Here is a 15,520-nt window from a genome sequence, read left to right on the forward strand (position 1 = left end):
TTCCCTTGCCTGCCGAGAACACGGACCGTGAAAACCAGGAGACGGAGCCATGGCCACCCTGCTGCACATCGACACGTCCTTCAACGGTGAGAACTCCCACTCCCGTGCCGTCGCCGCCGCCTTCCGCAAGGCGTGGGAGGCGGCGCACCCCGGGGGTGCGGTGATCTACCGCGACCTCGCGGCCGACCCGATCCCCCATCTGGGAGCCGCCGCCTACTACGCCGACGACACCGCCCCGGCCGACCGGTCGACCGAGGAGCAGGCCGCGTTCGCGCTGCGCCGGCAGCTGGTCGAGGAGGCCGAGCGGGCGGACGTGATCCTGCTCGGCGCCCCGATGTACAACTACGCGATCCCCTCCACCCTGAAGGCGTGGATCGATCACGTCTTCGTCGTGGGGCGCACCGCGCTGACCGAGCACCCCTCGCTGGCGGGGAAGCGGGCCGTCGTCGTCGCCAGCCGGGGCGGCTCCTACCGCGAGGGAACCCCGCAGCACGGCAACGACCACGTCGAGGGCTATCTGCGACAGGCCCTCGGTGACGGCTTCGGCCTGGACGTCACCTTCGTCCTGCCCGAGCTGACCATGGCCCCCTTCGTTCCGGCGATGGCCGAGCTCGTCCCGCTGTTCGAGGACTCCCGCGCCGAGGCCCTCGCGACCGTCGAGGCCCTCGCGCAGGAGCCGGCGCTGCAGCCGGTCGCGTAGCGGTCGGTCCCGTCGGGGGACGGGACCGCTCCGGGACGGCCCCGCGGTGGACGCGGGGCCGTCCCGCGCTCCTGCGGCACCGGGGCGGTCCGTGGGGGTGGCGTCGTGGCCACATCCGCCCGTGGGGCCCCATCCGTTCCATGTTTTGGTCTAGACCTTGACAGGTTCAGACCAATACCGCTTCGCTGTGCCTTCCCGCCCGGAATCCGCCCGGACCCCACCCGGAAGGAAGCACGCATGCTGCGCAAACTGGTCACCCTGATGGCCGCGCTCTGTACGGCCGTCGGCCTTGTCGCACTCCTCCCCGTCGCCTCGGCCGGAGCCGCCCCGGCCTGCGTCGGCGCCTGGAACTCCGGCAGCGTCTACACCGGCGGCATGACCGCCTCGTACAACGGCCACAACTGGTACGCCAAGTGGTGGACCCTCAACGAGCGGCCCGGCTCCTCCGACGTCTGGCGCGACGAGGGCGCCTGCGGCACCGGTGGCGGCGGCACCGACCCGAACCCCTCCGGATTCGTCGTCTCCGAGGCCCAGTTCAACCAGATGTTCCCGAACCGGAACCCCTTCTACACGTACGCCGGCCTCACCGCCGCCCTCGGCGCCTACCCCGGCTTCGCCACCACCGGCAGCGACACGGTGAAGAAGCAGGAGGCCGCGGCCTTCCTCGCCAACGTCTCCCACGAGACGGGCGGCCTCGTGCACATCGTCGAGCAGAACACCGCCAACTACCCCCACTACTGCGACACGAGCCAGCCCTACGGCTGCCCCGCCGGCCAGGCCGCCTACTACGGCCGCGGCCCCATCCAGCTCTCCTGGAACTTCAACTACAAGGCCGCCGGCGACGCACTCGGCATCGACCTGCTCCACAACCCCTGGCGCGTCGAGCAGGACCCGGCCGTCGCCATGCAGACCGGGCTCTGGTACTGGAACACCCAGAACGGTCCCGGCACCATGACCGCCCACAACGCCATGGTCAACGGCGCCGGCTTCGGCGAGACCATCCGCTCCATCAACGGCAGCCTGGAGTGCAACGGCGGCAACCCGGCCCAGGTCCAGAGCCGGGTCACCACCTACCAGCGGTTCACCCAGGTCCTGGGCGTCCCCGCGGGGTCGAACCTGTACTGCTGATCAGGGTTCCCCGCACACGGGGGAGGGGCGGTCCGCACGACTGCGGGCCGCCCCTCCCGCACCACCGGGGCGGCCCGGGTGCTCCGCCCGCTTCCCGGTTCCCTCCCTCCCGCGCGGCTCCCTCCCTCCCGCGCGGCTTCCGGCTCCCCCTCCCTCCCGCTTCCCGAGGCCCTTCCGCCCGGACGGCGAGACGGCCCGGCAACGTGTCGGGTCCGCCGCGGTCTCGGTGGACAAGATGTTCATGGCCGGTCCCACCTGCGGTTCCTTACCCTTCGGTGCATGACCCCTCATGTCGAACCCGATCCCCAGGCCGGCGCGGCCGTCAAGGCCGCCGACCGCGCGCACGTCTTCCACTCCTGGTCCGCACAGGGACTGATCGACCCGCTCGCCATCGCCGGCGCGGAGGGTTCGTACTTCTGGGACTACGACGGAAACCGCTACCTCGACTTCGCCAGCGGCCTCGTCTACACCAACATCGGCTACCAGCACCCCAAGGTCGTCGCCGCCGTCCAGGAGCAGGCCGGGAAGCTCGCGACCTTCGCGCCCTCCTTCGCCGTGGACGTCCGCTCCGAGGCCGCACGCCTCATCGCCGAGCGCACCCCGGGCGACCTGGACAAGATCTTCTTCACCAACGGCGGAGCCGAGGCCGTCGAGAACGCCGTCCGCATGGCCCGGCTGCACACCGGCCGGACCAAGGTGCTCTCCGCCTACCGCTCCTACCACGGCGCCACCTCCACGGCGATCAACCTGACCGGCGACCCGCGCCGCTGGCCCTCCGACACGGCCTCCGCGGGCGTCGTGCACTTCTGGTCGCCGTTCCTCTACCGCTCGCCCTTCTACGCCACCACCGAGGCGGAGGAGAGCGCCCGGGCCCTCCAGCACCTGGAGGACACGATCGCCTTCGAGGGGCCGGCGACGATCGCCGCGATCATCCTGGAGACCGTGCCCGGCACCGCCGGCATCATGACCCCGCCGCCCGGCTACCTCGCCGGTGTCCGCGAGATCTGCGACAAGTACGGCATCGTCTTCATCCTCGACGAGGTCATGGCCGGCTTCGGCCGCACCGGCGCCTGGTTCGCCGCCGAGCACTTCGGCGTCGTGCCCGACCTGATGACCTTCGCCAAGGGCGTGAACTCCGGCTACGTGCCGCTCGGCGGCGTCGCCATCAACGCCGAGATCGCCGCCACCTTCGACAAGCGGCCCTACCCCGGTGGCCTGACCTACTCCGGTCACCCGCTGGCCTGTGCCTCCGCCGTCGCCACCCTCCGCGTGATGGCGGAGGAGAAGGTCGTCGAGAACGCCGCCCACATCGGCGAGAACGTCCTCGGTCCCGGGCTGCGCGAGCTCGCCGAACGCCACCCGTCCGTCGGCGAGGTCCGCGGCATGGGCGTCTTCTGGGCCCTCGACCTGGTGAAGAACAGGGAGACCCGCGAGCCCCTCGTCCCGTACAACGCGGCCGGCGAGGCCAACGCGCCGATGGCCGCCTTCGCCGACACCGCCAAGAAGAACGGCCTCTGGCCCCTCGTGAGCATGAACCGCACCCACGCGGTTCCCGCCTGCAACGTCTCCGAGGCCGAGGTCAAGGAGGGCCTCGCCGCCCTCGACGCGGCCCTCTCGGTGGCCGACGAGCACACCGCGTAAACACGGAACGGAGAGGTCCCTTCCGTCTGGACTAGGGTGTCCGGAACCGGACGGAGGGGACCGAAACGATGCCCGCGAGCGGAGCTGTCACCCGCAGCACCTTGCGACAGCAGATCGCGGACGCGCTGCGTGACGAAGTGCTCGCAGGCCGTCTCCAGCCGGGCCGGGAATTCACCGTCAAGCAGATCGCCGAGCAGTACGGGGTCTCCGCCACGCCCGTGCGGGAAGCGCTCGTCGACCTCTGCGCACAGGGCCTCCTCGACTCCGACCAGCACCGCGGCTTCCGGGTCCACCAGTACTCGGTCGACGACTACCGGCGCATGGTCGAAGCCCGGATGCTCGTCGTCGACGGCATCTTCCGCCGGCACGCGCCCGCGACGCCCCCAGCCCCGGAAGCCGAACGGGGCATCGGGGTCGCGCTCGTCTCGGTGCGCCGCCGCGGCGAGGCCGCCGCCCGTGCCGCCCGCGCCGGTGACCTCGACGTCCTCATCGGCTACGACATCCGCTACTGGCGCGAGCTGGGCCGCTTGGTCGCCGCCAATGAGTACCTCGCCGACTTCCTCCACCGGCTCCGCGTCCAGGCCTGGGTCTTCTCCGTGCCCCACCTGCGCTCCGAACGGGACCTCCTGGGCTGGCTCTGGGGCGGGCACGTGGACCTGGTCGACGCGATCGCCCGCGGTGACGCCGGAGCCGCCGTCCAGGTCGTCCGGGACTACAACGCGCACTCGATGGAATGGGCGGACCGCCTGGAACGGCGGGCGGGGTGATCCGCATCGCGGCACCGGGCCGGGTTGAGCCCGGGCCGCAGGGGGCAGGTCCCCAACGGGTGGGCCTCGTCGGCCCGGCCGACTACCCTGGCCGTCCCTGCAACTGACGGAGAGCGAGCCTCCCTTGGCCTGTGACCTGTGGCTGGTCCCCCTCGTCGACGTGCTGTGCCACAGCCCCGACAACCCCTTCGCGGAAGAGATCGCCGCCTACGACGCCGTGCTGACCGCCTCGGGCCTGCCGACCGTGCCCGTCTACGCGTACATGCCGGGGCTCTCCGGCGACGTCGCTCCGGTCGCCGGCTTCGACTATGCGGCCCTGCACTTCCTCCGCCGCGCCTACCTGCTCCAGATGTGCGGGCTACCGGTCGAGCCGGTCGGCGAGCTCGGCGGGGACTACGAGCAGCTCCTGGAGATGTTCGAGGCGACCGCCCAGCAGTCGCACCTGGTCTGGCACTACGACCATGCCGGCGCGTACGTGCCGGTGGACTTCCCGGTGCCGCTCGCCAGCGACGAACTCCTCGAGGGCGGCGGCCCGCTCGGTTCCTCGTACGGGCTGCTGCGGGAGCTGGAGTTCGTGGCGCCGGCGATCGGAATCGACCCGGCGAACCCGCCGGCGGCCCCCGAGCCGCCGGAGCGGCCGACCACCCTGGAGGAGCCGGCCGCGGCCGTCCCCCGGGGCGACCACCCCTTCGCACGGGAACGACACGTCTGGCTGGGTCTGCACGCGGCGGCGACCCGGAGCCTGGCCCAGGGATCGATGATCATCCTGAGCTGAGGCGCCGGACGCCCCGGAGGCCTTCCGACGGGCTCGGGGACCCCGGCCGTGCCCGAACCCGTCGGAGCCCTCCGGGCACGGTCTAGCGCGTCTCCGGGGGGCGCTGGCGCGGCATGTTCGGACGCGTGCCCGGCGGCAGCGGGAAACGGCCCGAGGGGGGCGGGCTCTCCGCCCGGGGCGGCACCACGCCGACCGACTGGAGCGCCAGCGGCGCCGGACCCGAGCGGAACTCGACCATCCAGTCCGCGGTCTCCGCCCGGACCAGCTCCGTCACGTCCTCCGAGAAGCGCCGCAGCACCCCCAGGCACCGCTCGGCCGCCTCGCTCGCGGTGCCCTCCGTGGGACCCAGGACCTCGCGGACGCTCTCCGAGGCCCAGTCGAACTGCAGCGTCTGCAGTCGGCGTTGCACGGCCTGGGCCGTCGCCACGTCCCTTATCCAGCCGGACGTCAGCCCGAAGTACCGGTCACAGGCCATGCAGGCGGCACCGAGCAGCAACGACAGGTAGCCCCAGCCGGCGGTGCCCTCGGCGGCCCCGGTCAGGTCGAGCAGCGGGAGCGCGGCGCCCGCGATCACTCCGACGGCCGTGCCGACCCGCAGGATCCGGGCGCAGCGGCGCTTCCAGACGCGGTCGGAGAGGTACCACTCGATGGTGCGCAGGGCATTGCCCTCGACCCAGCGGTACAGCTCGTCGAGCCGCTCGGCCGGCTCTCCCCAGTCGCCCAGGGGGAACGGCGTACCGGTCAGATCACGTTGGACGTCGCCCCCGGGCTGCCCCGGCGGCTGCATCTCCGGCTGCTGGCTCACCGGGGGACTCCTCTGTTCAGCTCAGCGCTCGTGTCCTTCTGTGACGTGCGGTGCACGTGGTGCCTGCCCTTCCTACCGCCGAATGGTGGGCGATGGGCCCGGAATCCCGGGATCTCCGCCCGCAAGAGGGTGTTGATCAGGTAGAGGAGCCCGCAGTTTCTCACTCGAAAGTGTTGCGTCGGCACCCCGGTCGGCAAGCACGTAGGCTCGGCGTACCGACGTCCGAAGACCCGTAGGAGTGAGTGACCGTGATCCCCGGTGGTGGCCAGCCCAACATGCAGCAGCTTCTCCAGCAGGCCCAGAAGATGCAGCAGGACCTCGCCCGGGCCCAGGCGGAGCTCGCCGCGACCGAGGTGGACGGCCAGGCGGGCGGCGGCCTGGTGAAGGCCACCGTCACCGGTTCCGGTGAACTGCGCGGCCTGGTGATCGACCCCAAGGCCGTCGACCCGGAGGACACGGAGACGCTGGCCGACCTGGTCCTGGCCGCCGTCCAGGCCGCCAACGAGAACGCCCAGCAGCTCCAGCAGGCGAAGCTCGGTCCGCTGGCGCAGGGCATGGGCGGGATGCCGGGCCTGGGCTTCTGACCCGTACACCTTCTAAGGCTGGTTTCCAGCCACTACCGTAGGAATCAAGCACCTCCGAGAAGGGCGTTCCGTTGTACGAAGGCGTGGTTCAGGACCTCATCGACGAACTGGGCAGATTGCCCGGCGTCGGTCCCAAGAGCGCGCAGCGGATCGCCTTCCACGTCCTCCAGGCCGAGCCCACCGACGTCCGGCGGCTCGCGCAGGCACTCCTGGAGGTCAAGGAGAAGGTCAGGTTCTGTGCGGTCTGCGGCAACGTGGCGCAGCAGGAGCAGTGCAACATCTGCCGGGACCCGCGCCGCGACCTCGCCGTCATCTGTGTGGTCGAGGAGCCCAAGGACGTCGTGGCGATCGAGCGGACGCGCGAGTTCCGGGGGCGGTACCACGTCCTCGGCGGCGCGATCAGCCCGATCGAGGGCGTCGGCCCGGACGACCTGCGCATCCGCGAACTGCTCGCGCGGCTCGCGGACGGCACGGTCACCGAGTTGATCCTCGCGACCGACCCGAACCTGGAGGGCGAGGCCACCGCGACGTACCTGGCGCGGATGATCAAGCCCATGGGGCTGAAGGTCACCCGGCTCGCCAGCGGTCTCCCGGTCGGCGGCGACCTGGAGTACGCCGACGAGGTGACCCTCGGCCGTGCCTTCGAGGGGCGGAGGCTGCTAGATGTATGACGACAGGGCCGGCGCGCTCCCCCGAGCGCTCTCAGGGAGGCTGCTCGATGTCTGACGCCACACTGCACTCCGTCACGCAGGACCCGGACGACTTCGCGGTCCAGATCGCCGACTCGATCGAGAGCTTCATCGTCGCGACCACCGAGGTCGCCAAGGGCGACGAGCCGGACAGTGCGGTCCCCTTCCTGCTCCTGGAGGTCTCCCAGCTGCTCCTCGCGGGCGGCCGGCTCGGTGCGCACGAGGACATCGTCCCCGACGAGCGCTACGAACCGGACACGGGCCCGGAGCCGGACGTGGACGAGCTGAGGGAGCGGTTCGCGGTCATCCTGGACCCGGTCGACGTCTTCTCCGAGGTCTTCGACCCCTACGAGCCGCGCAAGGCCCCCGTGCCGGCCCGGATCTCCGACAACCTCGCCGACATCATCACCGACCTGCGTCACGGCCTCGCCCACTACCGGGCGGGCCGCACCAGCGAGGCGCTGTGGTGGTGGCAGTTCTCGTACTTCTCCAACTGGGGCCCCACCGCCTCGGCCACCCTCCGCGCCCTCCAGTCCCTCGTGTCCCACGTCCGCCTCGACCAGCCGCTCGCGGCCCTCGACGGCCTCGACACGGACGAGGACCTCACCGAGGACGACCTCGCGGAGGAGGCGGGCCGCGTCATGCTGGAGGAGATCGCCGCCCCGCTGGGCCTGCGGGCCCGCACCGTCCGGAAGTAGCGGACCGCAAGGCCCGGACCCCTCCCGGGGCGGCGCCCGACACGCGCGTCCCGGCCCCTCGGCCCCCGTCGCCCCTCCGGCGGCGGGGGCCGGTGCCGTTCATCCGTCCGGCCGGGGCACCGGTACGGCCTCCGCGGGCCGGGGCGGAGGGCCCTCGGCGCCTGCGGCCGGGGTGAATCCGCGGCCGGGCCCGGGCCCGGAGGCGGTCCGATGGGCGGGAGATCGGCTCATGTGATCACTCTCCGAGCACCTCATCTCAGCATGCGATATCACGCTGGCGTTTCCGGGGCCCTCGATAAACTGAGGCGATCGCAGCGCCGGCTGCGGCACAAACTGAGCGAGGAGCGCACGTGGGCCTTGTCGTGCAGAAGTACGGAGGCTCCTCCGTTGCCGATGCCGAAGGCATCAAGCGCGTCGCCAAGCGGATCGTGGACGCCAAGAAGAACGGCCACCAGGTGGTCGTCGTGGTTTCCGCGATGGGCGACACGACGGACGAGTTGATCGATCTCGCCGAGCAGGTATCCCCGATCCCTGCCGGACGCGAATTCGACATGCTGCTGACCGCCGGAGAGCGGATCTCCATGGCCCTGCTGGCCATGGCGATCAAAAACCTGGGTCACGAGGCCCAGTCGTTCACGGGCAGCCAGGCCGGTGTCATCACCGACTCGGTTCACAACAAAGCGCGCATCATCGATGTCACGCCGGGTCGCATCCGCACCGCCCTCGACGAGGGCAACATCGCCATCGTCGCGGGCTTCCAGGGCGTGTCCCAGGACAAGAAGGACATCACCACGCTGGGCCGCGGCGGCTCCGACACCACCGCCGTGGCGCTCGCCGCGGCGCTCGACGCCGAGGTCTGCGAGATCTACACGGACGTCGACGGCGTCTTCACCGCCGACCCGCGCGTGGTGAAGAAGGCGAAGAAGATCGACTGGATCTCCTTCGAGGACATGCTGGAGCTCGCCGCCTCCGGCTCCAAGGTGCTGCTGCACCGCTGCGTCGAGTACGCACGCCGCTACAACATCCCGATCCACGTCCGCTCCTCCTTCTCGGGGCTGCAGGGCACCTGGGTCAGCAACGAACCGCTCTCCGACGCAAAGGACCAGAAGGTGGAGCAGGCCATCATCTCGGGTGTCGCCCACGACACCTCGGAGGCGAAGATCACCGTCGTCGGCGTGCCGGACAAGCCGGGCGAGGCCGCGGCCATCTTCCGCGCCGTCGCCGACGCCGAGATCAACATCGACATGATCGTGCAGAACGTGTCCGCCGCCTCCACCGGTCTGACGGACATCTCCTTCACCCTGCCCAAGGCCGAGGGCCACAAGGCCATCGACGAGCTGGAGAAGGCGAAGACCGCGATCGGCTTCGACTCGCTCCGCTACGACGACCAGATCGGCAAGATCTCCCTGGTCGGCGCGGGAATGAAGACCAATCCCGGCGTCACCGCGGACTTCTTCCGCGCGCTGTCCGACGCGGGCGTGAACATCGAGCTGATCTCCACCTCCGAGATCCGCATCTCGGTCGTCACCCGCGCCGACGACGTCAACGAGGCCGTGCGCGCCGTCCACACCGCCTTCGGTCTGGACAGCGACTCGGACGAGGCCGTCGTCTACGGAGGCACCGGTCGATGACGCCGAAGCCGACGCTCGCGGTCGTCGGTGCGACCGGAGCCGTCGGCTCGGTGATGCTCCAGATGCTCACGCACCACGCGGACGTCTGGGGTGAGATCCGTCTCCTCGCCTCCTCCCGTTCGGTCGGCCTCAAGGCCTCCGTGCGGGGGGAGGAGTGCGAGGTCCTCGCACTGGACGAGGAGAACCTGGAGGGCGTCGACCTCGCCCTCCTCCTCGTCCCCGAGGCCGTCGCGGAGCAGTGGGCACCGATCGCCGCCGCCAAGGGCGCCGTCGTCGTGGACACCTCCGCGGCCTTCCGGGGCGATCCCGACGTGCCGCTCGTCGTCCCCGAGATCAATGCGCACGCGACCCGCGTCCGTCCCCGGGGCATCGTCGCGAGCCCCGGCTGCACCACCCTCGCGCTGGTCGTCGCCGTGGGCGCCCTGCACGCCGAGTTCGGCCTCTCCGAACTGGTCGTCACCGCCCAGCAGGCCGCCGGCGGGGCCGGCGCCGGGCAGGCGGGCGTGGACGCGCTCCGGGCCCAACTCGGCCTGGTGGCCGGCGACGGAGACCTGGGCACCCACCCCGGAGACGTGCGCCGCGTCGTCGGGGAGAACACCGGACCCTTCCCCGGCCCCCTCGCCCTCAACGTCCTGCCCTGGGCGGGCACCCCCGGCACCGACGGAGCCTCCTCCGAAGAGGAGCGCGTCCGCGACGAGACCCGCCGGATCCTCGACCTCCCCGCCCTGCGGATCGCCGCCACCTGCATCCGGGTGCCCGTCGTGACGGGCCACTCCGTCTCGGTGCACGCCCGCTTCGGACGCCCCGTTCCGGTCGGGCGCGCCCACGAGGTCCTGGCGACCTCGCCCGGCGTCGTGCTCTGTGACGACCCGGCGGCGGGCGACTTCCCCACCCCCGTCGACGTCGTCGGCACCGACCCCGTCTGGGCCGGTCGGGTCAGGCGTTCCATGGACGACGAGAGGGCGCTCGACTTCTTCGTCTGCGCCGACAACCTCCGCAAGGGCGCCGCCCTCAACGCGCTCCAGATCGCCGAATCGATCGCCACGGCTTTGTAGGATCGGTGAACGTTCTGTGAGCAAAAAGGCGTCAAATACCTCTTGAACTGCGGCGATGCCGTGTTCGAGGATGCATTTCCCCCGTGCCGCAACCAGAGTCGGGCGGGGCGCGTCTCTGCGCGCACCCACAACCGTGTGGCGCAGGACACGCTGAAAACGGGGGCATCGGGGGAGAACGGTTACGCATGAGGACGAACGGATCGTCGTCGAAAAGCGTGGCGGACGCGTACAACCCTTTGGGGGGGACGCGTGTCCAACAGGCGTGGCAGAGGTACTCGACATCGCGACCATCGCCCCGCTGCGCCGCGCGGGCACGGCGGTGCTCCCCGTGCGGAGCGGCGCCGTCGGCCCCGTGCGCGGTTCCGCGGTCCGGCCGTCCCGGCGCCCGCGCGCATTCGGCGGCATGCCGGTGATCGCACCCGTGCCCACCGAATCCCGCACCGCCGGGGTGGACGGCATCCCCGGGCCCCGGAAGAGCGCCGAGACGGCCGCAGCGGCCACCGGCACCACCGGCACCACCGTCGACCACCTGACGGAGACCTACCGCGCCCACTACCGGTCGCTGCTCGGCCTCGCGGCGCTCCTCCTCGACGACACGGCCTCCTGCGAGGACGTCGTCCAGGAGGCGTTCATCCGCGTCCACTCGGCCCGCAAGCGGGTGCGCGAGCCCGAGAAGACGCTCGCCTATCTGCGGCAGACCGTCGTGAACCTCTCCCGGTCCGCACTGCGCCGCCGCATCCTCGGCTTGAAGCTGCTGTCCAAGCCGATGCCGGACATGGCCAGCGCGGAGGAGGGGGCGTACGAGCAACTGGAGCGCGAGGACCTGATCAAGGCCATGCGCGGACTCCAGCGGCGCCAGCGCGAGGTGCTCGCCCTGCGCTACTTCTCCGACATGACCGAGGTCCAGGTCGCGGAGACGCTCGGCATATCCCTGGGCTCGGTGAAGGCCTACGGCTCGCGTGGCATCGCGGCACTGCGCGTCGCCATGGGAGCGACCACGTGAGCCAGCGATCAGACAGGGACGGAGTCGCCCACGAAGGCCGTGAGGGCGACGACGTCCCCGAGAGGCGTGCCGCCGCAAGCGCGCCCGAGGGGGATCCGGCCCGTGGCACGGAGCCGGTGTGTGACATCGAGAAGGCCGATGGCGCAGAGACGGTGTGTGGCACCGGAACGGCACACGCTGTGGAAACGGTGTGTGACGGGGGCGCGGCGGGGGAGGGCGGGCGTCATGCTGCCGTCCCCGCCGCAGACGAGCAGGATGCCCTGGAAGAACGTGACGAGCTGAGTGGACAGCGCATGGTGAAGATCGAGCCCGGGCCCGGCGAGGGCGACGAGGAGCTCGCGCTGCGGCGGCTTTTCCAGGACGCGGTGGGCGGCATGGAACCCTCCCTCGGCTCGCTGGAGCACCTCCGCCGTGCCGTGCCCGCCCGGCGCGCCCGCAGGCGGCAGGTGGTCGTCGGTGCGGCTGCTGCCGCCGTCCTCATCGGCACGGCCGTCCCCGCCTTCGTGCACGTCGCCGCGTCCGGCGGAATCTCCGCCGCCAACCCCGTGAACGCCGGCCACGGCGAGCAGTCCCATGGCGGTACCGGCATCGAGACCGGCACCGAAGGGGGCCAGAGCACCGAGGCCCCCACGAGCAGCGCAGCGCACGGGCCCGGTGACGGCAATTCCCAGGCCGGGAAGACGCAGCAGCCCGGTACCGGTGCCACCGAGGGGGGCCAGCCGGATGCGCCGGGCGCGAAGCCCAGCGGCACCCCGCGGTGCGCCGTCGACCAGCTCGCGGTCACTGCGGTGAACACCGCGGCTCCCAGCAGCGGGGGCAGGATGCAGGGCAGTTTCCGCACGGTGAACGTCTCCGACCGGGACTGTCTGGTCGACGGCTCGGGCATCGTCGGCTTCGAGGCCCGGGGGGCGGCGGACCCGGGGCGGATCTCGGTGGTCCGCCACACCGCGGGGGATGGTGGCAGCGGACTGCCCGACCCCTCGCAGGAGCTGTCGTCCCTCGTGCTGAAGCCGAACGAGGGCTACGAGGTGAAGTTCGTCTGGGTGCCGAGCGACACCTGCCCGAGCCCCCGTGCGACGCCGACGCCCACCCCGACCGCTCCGTCCGAGCCGCCGGTCACGCCGAGCCCGACGCCCACCCCGACGAGCGGGACGGCCGCACCGGAGACGAGCGCGGGAACGGATTCCGGAGGCACCGGGCCGGCCGCCGAAGCGGAGGACGGCACGGGCCTCGGCCCCCAGCTCGTCCTCGACGACGGGGCGCCGGCCGAGGGCAGCGTCCTGGTCAGCCACACCGCGGAGCCGGGTGGGCCGATGGCCGCGGCGACCCTTCCGAACGCCTGCTCCGGCACCATCTACCGGACCGGGGTCCTGGCCGCCTCCTGAGTGCAGTGGCCCCGCCCCCACCGGGCGCGGGGCCCCGCCCGGCCCCCAGGGCTACAGGCCCAGCGCCTCGTCGCGGGAGGCCTCCGCCTCGCGGCGCACGAGACGGAACCACATGAAGACGACGAAGCCGGCGAAGACGAACCACTCCGCCGTGTAGCCGAGGTTCTGGAAGGCCTTCGCGTCCAAGCCCGTGCCCGCCGCGGCCACCGCCGGGACCGGGGTGAGCCCGGCGGGGGAGTCCGTGAGGGTGATCCAGGCGTCGTAGACGTCGTCCGTGACCAGGTTCACGAGGGATGCCGCGCTGATCATGCCGAGCTGCCCCTCGGGCAGCCCGCCCGCCGTGCGGACGCCCTTCGTGCCGGCGTTCTCCGAGGCCTGGAGCGCGCCCACCACCGTCACCTCGCCGGTCGGCGGGGCGGGGACCTCCGCGCCCTCGGGGAGCCAGCCCCGGACCACCGGCAGGGATCGGCCGCCGTCCGTCCTCAACATGGTCAGGACGTACGAGCCGGTCCGGCCGTCCAGCTCGCGGTCCGGTACGAGGAACTGCTCCCCGAACCGGCCGCTGGCCCGCGCCGAACGGCCCGAGGTCTCCTTGTCCACCGGCAGCAAGGACTCCAGCGGCTCGGCCCCCAGGGCGCTCGCGGCCGGCCGCTGTTCGGCCTCCCGGTGGGAGTCGACGCGGTCCTCGAACTTGCCGAGCTGCCAGGTGCCCATGAACACGCAGAACGGGATCGCGAGGAGGACGAAGGCGTTGATCCCCCACCAGCGGGGCGTTCTCAGGAACCGGTACACGCCCCCCACGGTACGCAAGCGGACTCAGCCCCCCGCAGGCCGGGTCCCCAGGTGTCTGGCCGCGAAGTCCAGGTCCAGGGCGACCTGCTTGATCCGCTCCTCCACCACCAGGGAGCCGTGGCCCGCGTCGTACCGGTACACGTCGTGCGTCGCACCCCGGGCCACGAGCCGGTCGACGTAGTTGTCGATCTGGCGGATCGGACAGCGGGGGTCGTTGACGCCCGCCGAGATGTGCACCGGGGCCTTCACCGCGTCCACGTAGGTGAGCGGCGACGAGGCCGCATAGCGCTCGGGCACCTCCTCGGGGGAGCCGCCGAGGAGCGTCCGGTCCAGTGCCTTGAGGGCCTCCATCTCGTCCTCGTAGGCCGTCACGTAGTCCGCGACCGGGACCGCCGCGAGGCCGACCGCCCAGTCGTCCGGCTGGGTGCCCAGACCGAGCAGCGTGAGGTAGCCGCCCCAGGAACCGCCGGCGAGGACGAGCCGCTCCGGGTCGGCGAGGCCGCTGTCCACGGCCCAGGAACGGACCGCTGCGATGTCCTCCAGCTCGATCAGCCCGACCCGGTGCTTGAGCGCGTCCGTCCACTCCCGGCCGTACCCCGTGGAACCCCGGTAGTTCACCCGCACCACCGCGTACCCGTGGTCCACCCAGGCGGCCGGGCCGGACGCGAAGGCGTCGCTGTCGTGCCAGGTGGGGCCGCCGTGCACCTCGAAGACCGTCGGGAAGGGGCCCTCGCCCTCCACCGGCCGCTGCACGAGGGCGTGGACCCTGCCGCCGGGACCCTCCACCCACACGTCCTCCACCGGCACGGACGGCGGGGCCTTCGGGCCGGGCGGGTCCAGGACGACGCCACCGGCCGTGGAGCGCACCACCGGCGGCTCGGCGGCGGAGGACCACAGGTACTCCACGGAGCCGTCCGGCCGGGCCGTGGCGCTCGACACCGAACCGGTCGGGGTGTCCACCCGGACCAGGGCGCCCGTCGAGATCTCGTACCGCCACAGCTCGCTGCGGGCCTCGAAGCCGTGCACGACCAGGAGGCCCGAGCCGTCCGGGTACCACTCCGCCGACACGTCGCCCGGCAGGTCGAGCCGCAGGTCCGTCTCGGTGCCCGTCGCCACGTCCCAGAGCATCGGCTCCCAACGGCCGCGCCGCTGGTGGCCCACGAGCAGTCGGGTGTCCCCGGCCAGCGGCGCGAAGCCGAGGACCGCCAGGCCCAGCTCCTCCGTACCGCCCTTGGTGTCGTCGAGCTCGGCCACCCCCTCCACCCCCTGGTCGGTGACCCGCAGCACGCGCAGCGCGGAGTGCATCGCGTCCCCGTGCTCGGTGTGCTCGACCGCGATCAGCGAGCCGTCGTGCGACAGGTCGCCGACGCCCGCCGACTCCCGGTGACGGTAGACCTCGACCGGTGCGGTGGCCCCCGGGCGCACCAGGTGGACCGTGGAACCGTCCTCGTCCGTGGACCGGCCGACGACGACCGTGCCCTCCCGGCCGAGGGCGAGACCGGCCGGATAGGAGGCGGCGAGACCGGGCACGGCGGGCTCGTCCGGGCCGCCCGCGAACGGCTGGCGCATCCACACCCCGAACTCGTCCCCGTCGGTGTCCGCGAACCACCAGATCCACCGGCCGTCCGGCGACAGCATGCCGTCCGTCGTCCCGTTCGGCCGGTCGGTGGCCTGTCGCTGCTCGCCGCTCGTCCGGTCCCAGGCGTACAACTCGTACGTCCCGGTCGCGTTCGACACGAACAGCGAACGGTCCGGTGCCTCCTCGGCCCACTCGGGCAGTGAGACGCGGGGCGCCCGGAAACGCTGCTCCCACAGGGGGACGTCGATGTGCTTGCTCTCCGTGGTCATGGCTCCCATCATGCTCCGG

At 72.0% G+C, this 15,520-nt stretch carries 15 protein-coding genes; 12 read left to right on the forward strand and 3 right to left on the reverse strand.

Features of this window, described 5'->3' with window-relative positions:
* Window positions 1-49: 49 nt before the first annotated feature.
* The 5 genes from ACFW22_RS17545 (at window position 50) to ACFW22_RS17565 (ending at window position 5,011) form a co-directional block, all read left to right on the forward strand.
* The gene (locus ACFW22_RS17545) at window positions 50-700 is read left to right on the forward strand and encodes an FMN-dependent NADH-azoreductase (protein ID WP_386404805.1); all 651 of its coding nucleotides are present in this window, start codon (window positions 50-52) and stop codon (window positions 698-700) included.
* A 237-nt stretch (window positions 701-937) separates the two neighbouring features.
* Window positions 938-1,828, forward strand: a complete 891-nt coding sequence (locus ACFW22_RS17550; RefSeq protein WP_386404808.1) for a glycoside hydrolase family 19 protein — start codon at window positions 938-940, stop codon at window positions 1,826-1,828.
* A 279-nt stretch (window positions 1,829-2,107) separates the two neighbouring features.
* On the forward strand, window positions 2,108-3,469 hold the full coding sequence (locus tag ACFW22_RS17555) for an aspartate aminotransferase family protein (protein ID WP_386404811.1): 1,362 nt from the start codon (window positions 2,108-2,110) through the stop codon (window positions 3,467-3,469).
* A gap of 68 nt (window positions 3,470-3,537) precedes the next feature.
* Window positions 3,538-4,236 carry a GntR family transcriptional regulator gene (locus ACFW22_RS17560; RefSeq protein WP_386404813.1) on the forward strand — a complete coding sequence of 233 codons (699 nt, stop codon included), beginning with the start codon at window positions 3,538-3,540 and terminating at the stop codon, window positions 4,234-4,236.
* A 124-nt stretch (window positions 4,237-4,360) separates the two neighbouring features.
* The gene (locus tag ACFW22_RS17565; protein ID WP_386404816.1) at window positions 4,361-5,011 is read left to right on the forward strand and encodes a hypothetical protein; all 651 of its coding nucleotides are present in this window, start codon (window positions 4,361-4,363) and stop codon (window positions 5,009-5,011) included.
* 82 nt (window positions 5,012-5,093) lie between these two features.
* Here the strand turns inward: ACFW22_RS17565 and ACFW22_RS17570 are convergent, their stop codons facing one another.
* Complete coding sequence (locus ACFW22_RS17570; RefSeq protein WP_386404988.1) at window positions 5,094-5,798, reverse strand: SLATT domain-containing protein; 705 nt, start codon at window positions 5,796-5,798, stop codon at window positions 5,094-5,096.
* A gap of 266 nt (window positions 5,799-6,064) precedes the next feature.
* Here ACFW22_RS17570 and ACFW22_RS17575 point away from each other — a divergent pair, with 266 nt between their 5' ends.
* The 7 genes from ACFW22_RS17575 to ACFW22_RS17605 all read left to right on the forward strand — a co-directional run bounded on the left by ACFW22_RS17575 (window position 6,065) and on the right by ACFW22_RS17605 (window position 12,861).
* The gene (locus tag ACFW22_RS17575; RefSeq protein WP_386404991.1) at window positions 6,065-6,400 is read left to right on the forward strand and encodes a YbaB/EbfC family nucleoid-associated protein; all 336 of its coding nucleotides are present in this window, start codon (window positions 6,065-6,067) and stop codon (window positions 6,398-6,400) included.
* Between the two features lie 71 nt (window positions 6,401-6,471).
* A complete protein-coding gene (recR, locus tag ACFW22_RS17580; RefSeq protein ID WP_384871225.1) occupies window positions 6,472-7,071 on the forward strand; it encodes a recombination mediator RecR in 600 nt (199 codons plus the stop codon).
* A 47-nt stretch (window positions 7,072-7,118) separates the two neighbouring features.
* Window positions 7,119-7,787, forward strand: coding sequence for a DUF5063 domain-containing protein (locus ACFW22_RS17585; RefSeq protein ID WP_386404820.1), 669 nt, complete (start codon window positions 7,119-7,121; stop codon window positions 7,785-7,787).
* 350 nt (window positions 7,788-8,137) lie between these two features.
* Window positions 8,138-9,418: an aspartate kinase gene (locus ACFW22_RS17590; protein ID WP_386404823.1), complete on the forward strand. Its 1,281-nt coding sequence runs from the start codon at window positions 8,138-8,140 to the stop codon at window positions 9,416-9,418.
* A complete protein-coding gene (locus ACFW22_RS17595; protein ID WP_386404826.1) occupies window positions 9,415-10,473 on the forward strand; it encodes an aspartate-semialdehyde dehydrogenase in 1,059 nt (352 codons plus the stop codon). The genes ACFW22_RS17590 and ACFW22_RS17595 overlap by 4 nt, the downstream gene beginning before the upstream one ends.
* Window positions 10,474-10,735: 262 nt before the next feature.
* Window positions 10,736-11,476, forward strand: a complete 741-nt coding sequence (locus ACFW22_RS17600; RefSeq protein ID WP_386404830.1) for a SigE family RNA polymerase sigma factor — start codon at window positions 10,736-10,738, stop codon at window positions 11,474-11,476.
* Window positions 11,477-11,769: 293 nt separating this feature from the next.
* Entirely contained in the window at window positions 11,770-12,861 is a 1,092-nt protein-coding gene (locus ACFW22_RS17605) for a hypothetical protein (RefSeq protein WP_386404833.1), read from the forward strand.
* A 51-nt stretch (window positions 12,862-12,912) separates the two neighbouring features.
* On the opposite strand, the gene ACFW22_RS17610 is transcribed toward ACFW22_RS17605, so the two are convergent.
* The gene (locus ACFW22_RS17610) at window positions 12,913-13,653 is read right to left on the reverse strand and encodes an SURF1 family protein (protein WP_386404836.1); all 741 of its coding nucleotides are present in this window, start codon (window positions 13,651-13,653) and stop codon (window positions 12,913-12,915) included.
* A gap of 24 nt (window positions 13,654-13,677) precedes the next feature.
* A complete protein-coding gene (locus tag ACFW22_RS17615; RefSeq protein WP_386404839.1) occupies window positions 13,678-15,501 on the reverse strand; it encodes a prolyl oligopeptidase family serine peptidase in 1,824 nt (607 codons plus the stop codon).
* Window positions 15,502-15,520 lie beyond the last annotated feature (19 nt).

Source organism: Streptomyces sp. NPDC058872 (genome assembly GCF_042743065.1).
Lineage (GTDB): Bacteria > Actinomycetota > Actinomycetes > Streptomycetales > Streptomycetaceae > Streptomyces.

Coding starts and splice junctions, on each gene's coding strand:
- ACFW22_RS17545 (WP_386404805.1), top strand. CDS start 50: ATGGCCACCCTGCTGCACATCGACACGTCCTTCAACGGTGAGAACTCC.
- ACFW22_RS17550 (WP_386404808.1), top strand. CDS start 938: ATGCTGCGCAAACTGGTCACCCTGATGGCCGCGCTCTGTACGGCCGTC.
- ACFW22_RS17555 (WP_386404811.1), top strand. CDS start 2,108: ATGACCCCTCATGTCGAACCCGATCCCCAGGCCGGCGCGGCCGTCAAG.
- ACFW22_RS17560 (WP_386404813.1), top strand. CDS start 3,538: ATGCCCGCGAGCGGAGCTGTCACCCGCAGCACCTTGCGACAGCAGATC.
- ACFW22_RS17570 (WP_386404988.1), bottom strand. CDS start 5,798: ATGCAGCCGCCGGGGCAGCCCGGGGGCGACGTCCAACGTGATCTGACC.
- ACFW22_RS17585 (WP_386404820.1), top strand. CDS start 7,119: ATGTCTGACGCCACACTGCACTCCGTCACGCAGGACCCGGACGACTTC.
- ACFW22_RS17595 (WP_386404826.1), top strand. CDS start 9,415: ATGACGCCGAAGCCGACGCTCGCGGTCGTCGGTGCGACCGGAGCCGTC.
- ACFW22_RS17605 (WP_386404833.1), top strand. CDS start 11,770: ATGGTGAAGATCGAGCCCGGGCCCGGCGAGGGCGACGAGGAGCTCGCG.
- ACFW22_RS17615 (WP_386404839.1), bottom strand. CDS start 15,501: ATGACCACGGAGAGCAAGCACATCGACGTCCCCCTGTGGGAGCAGCGT.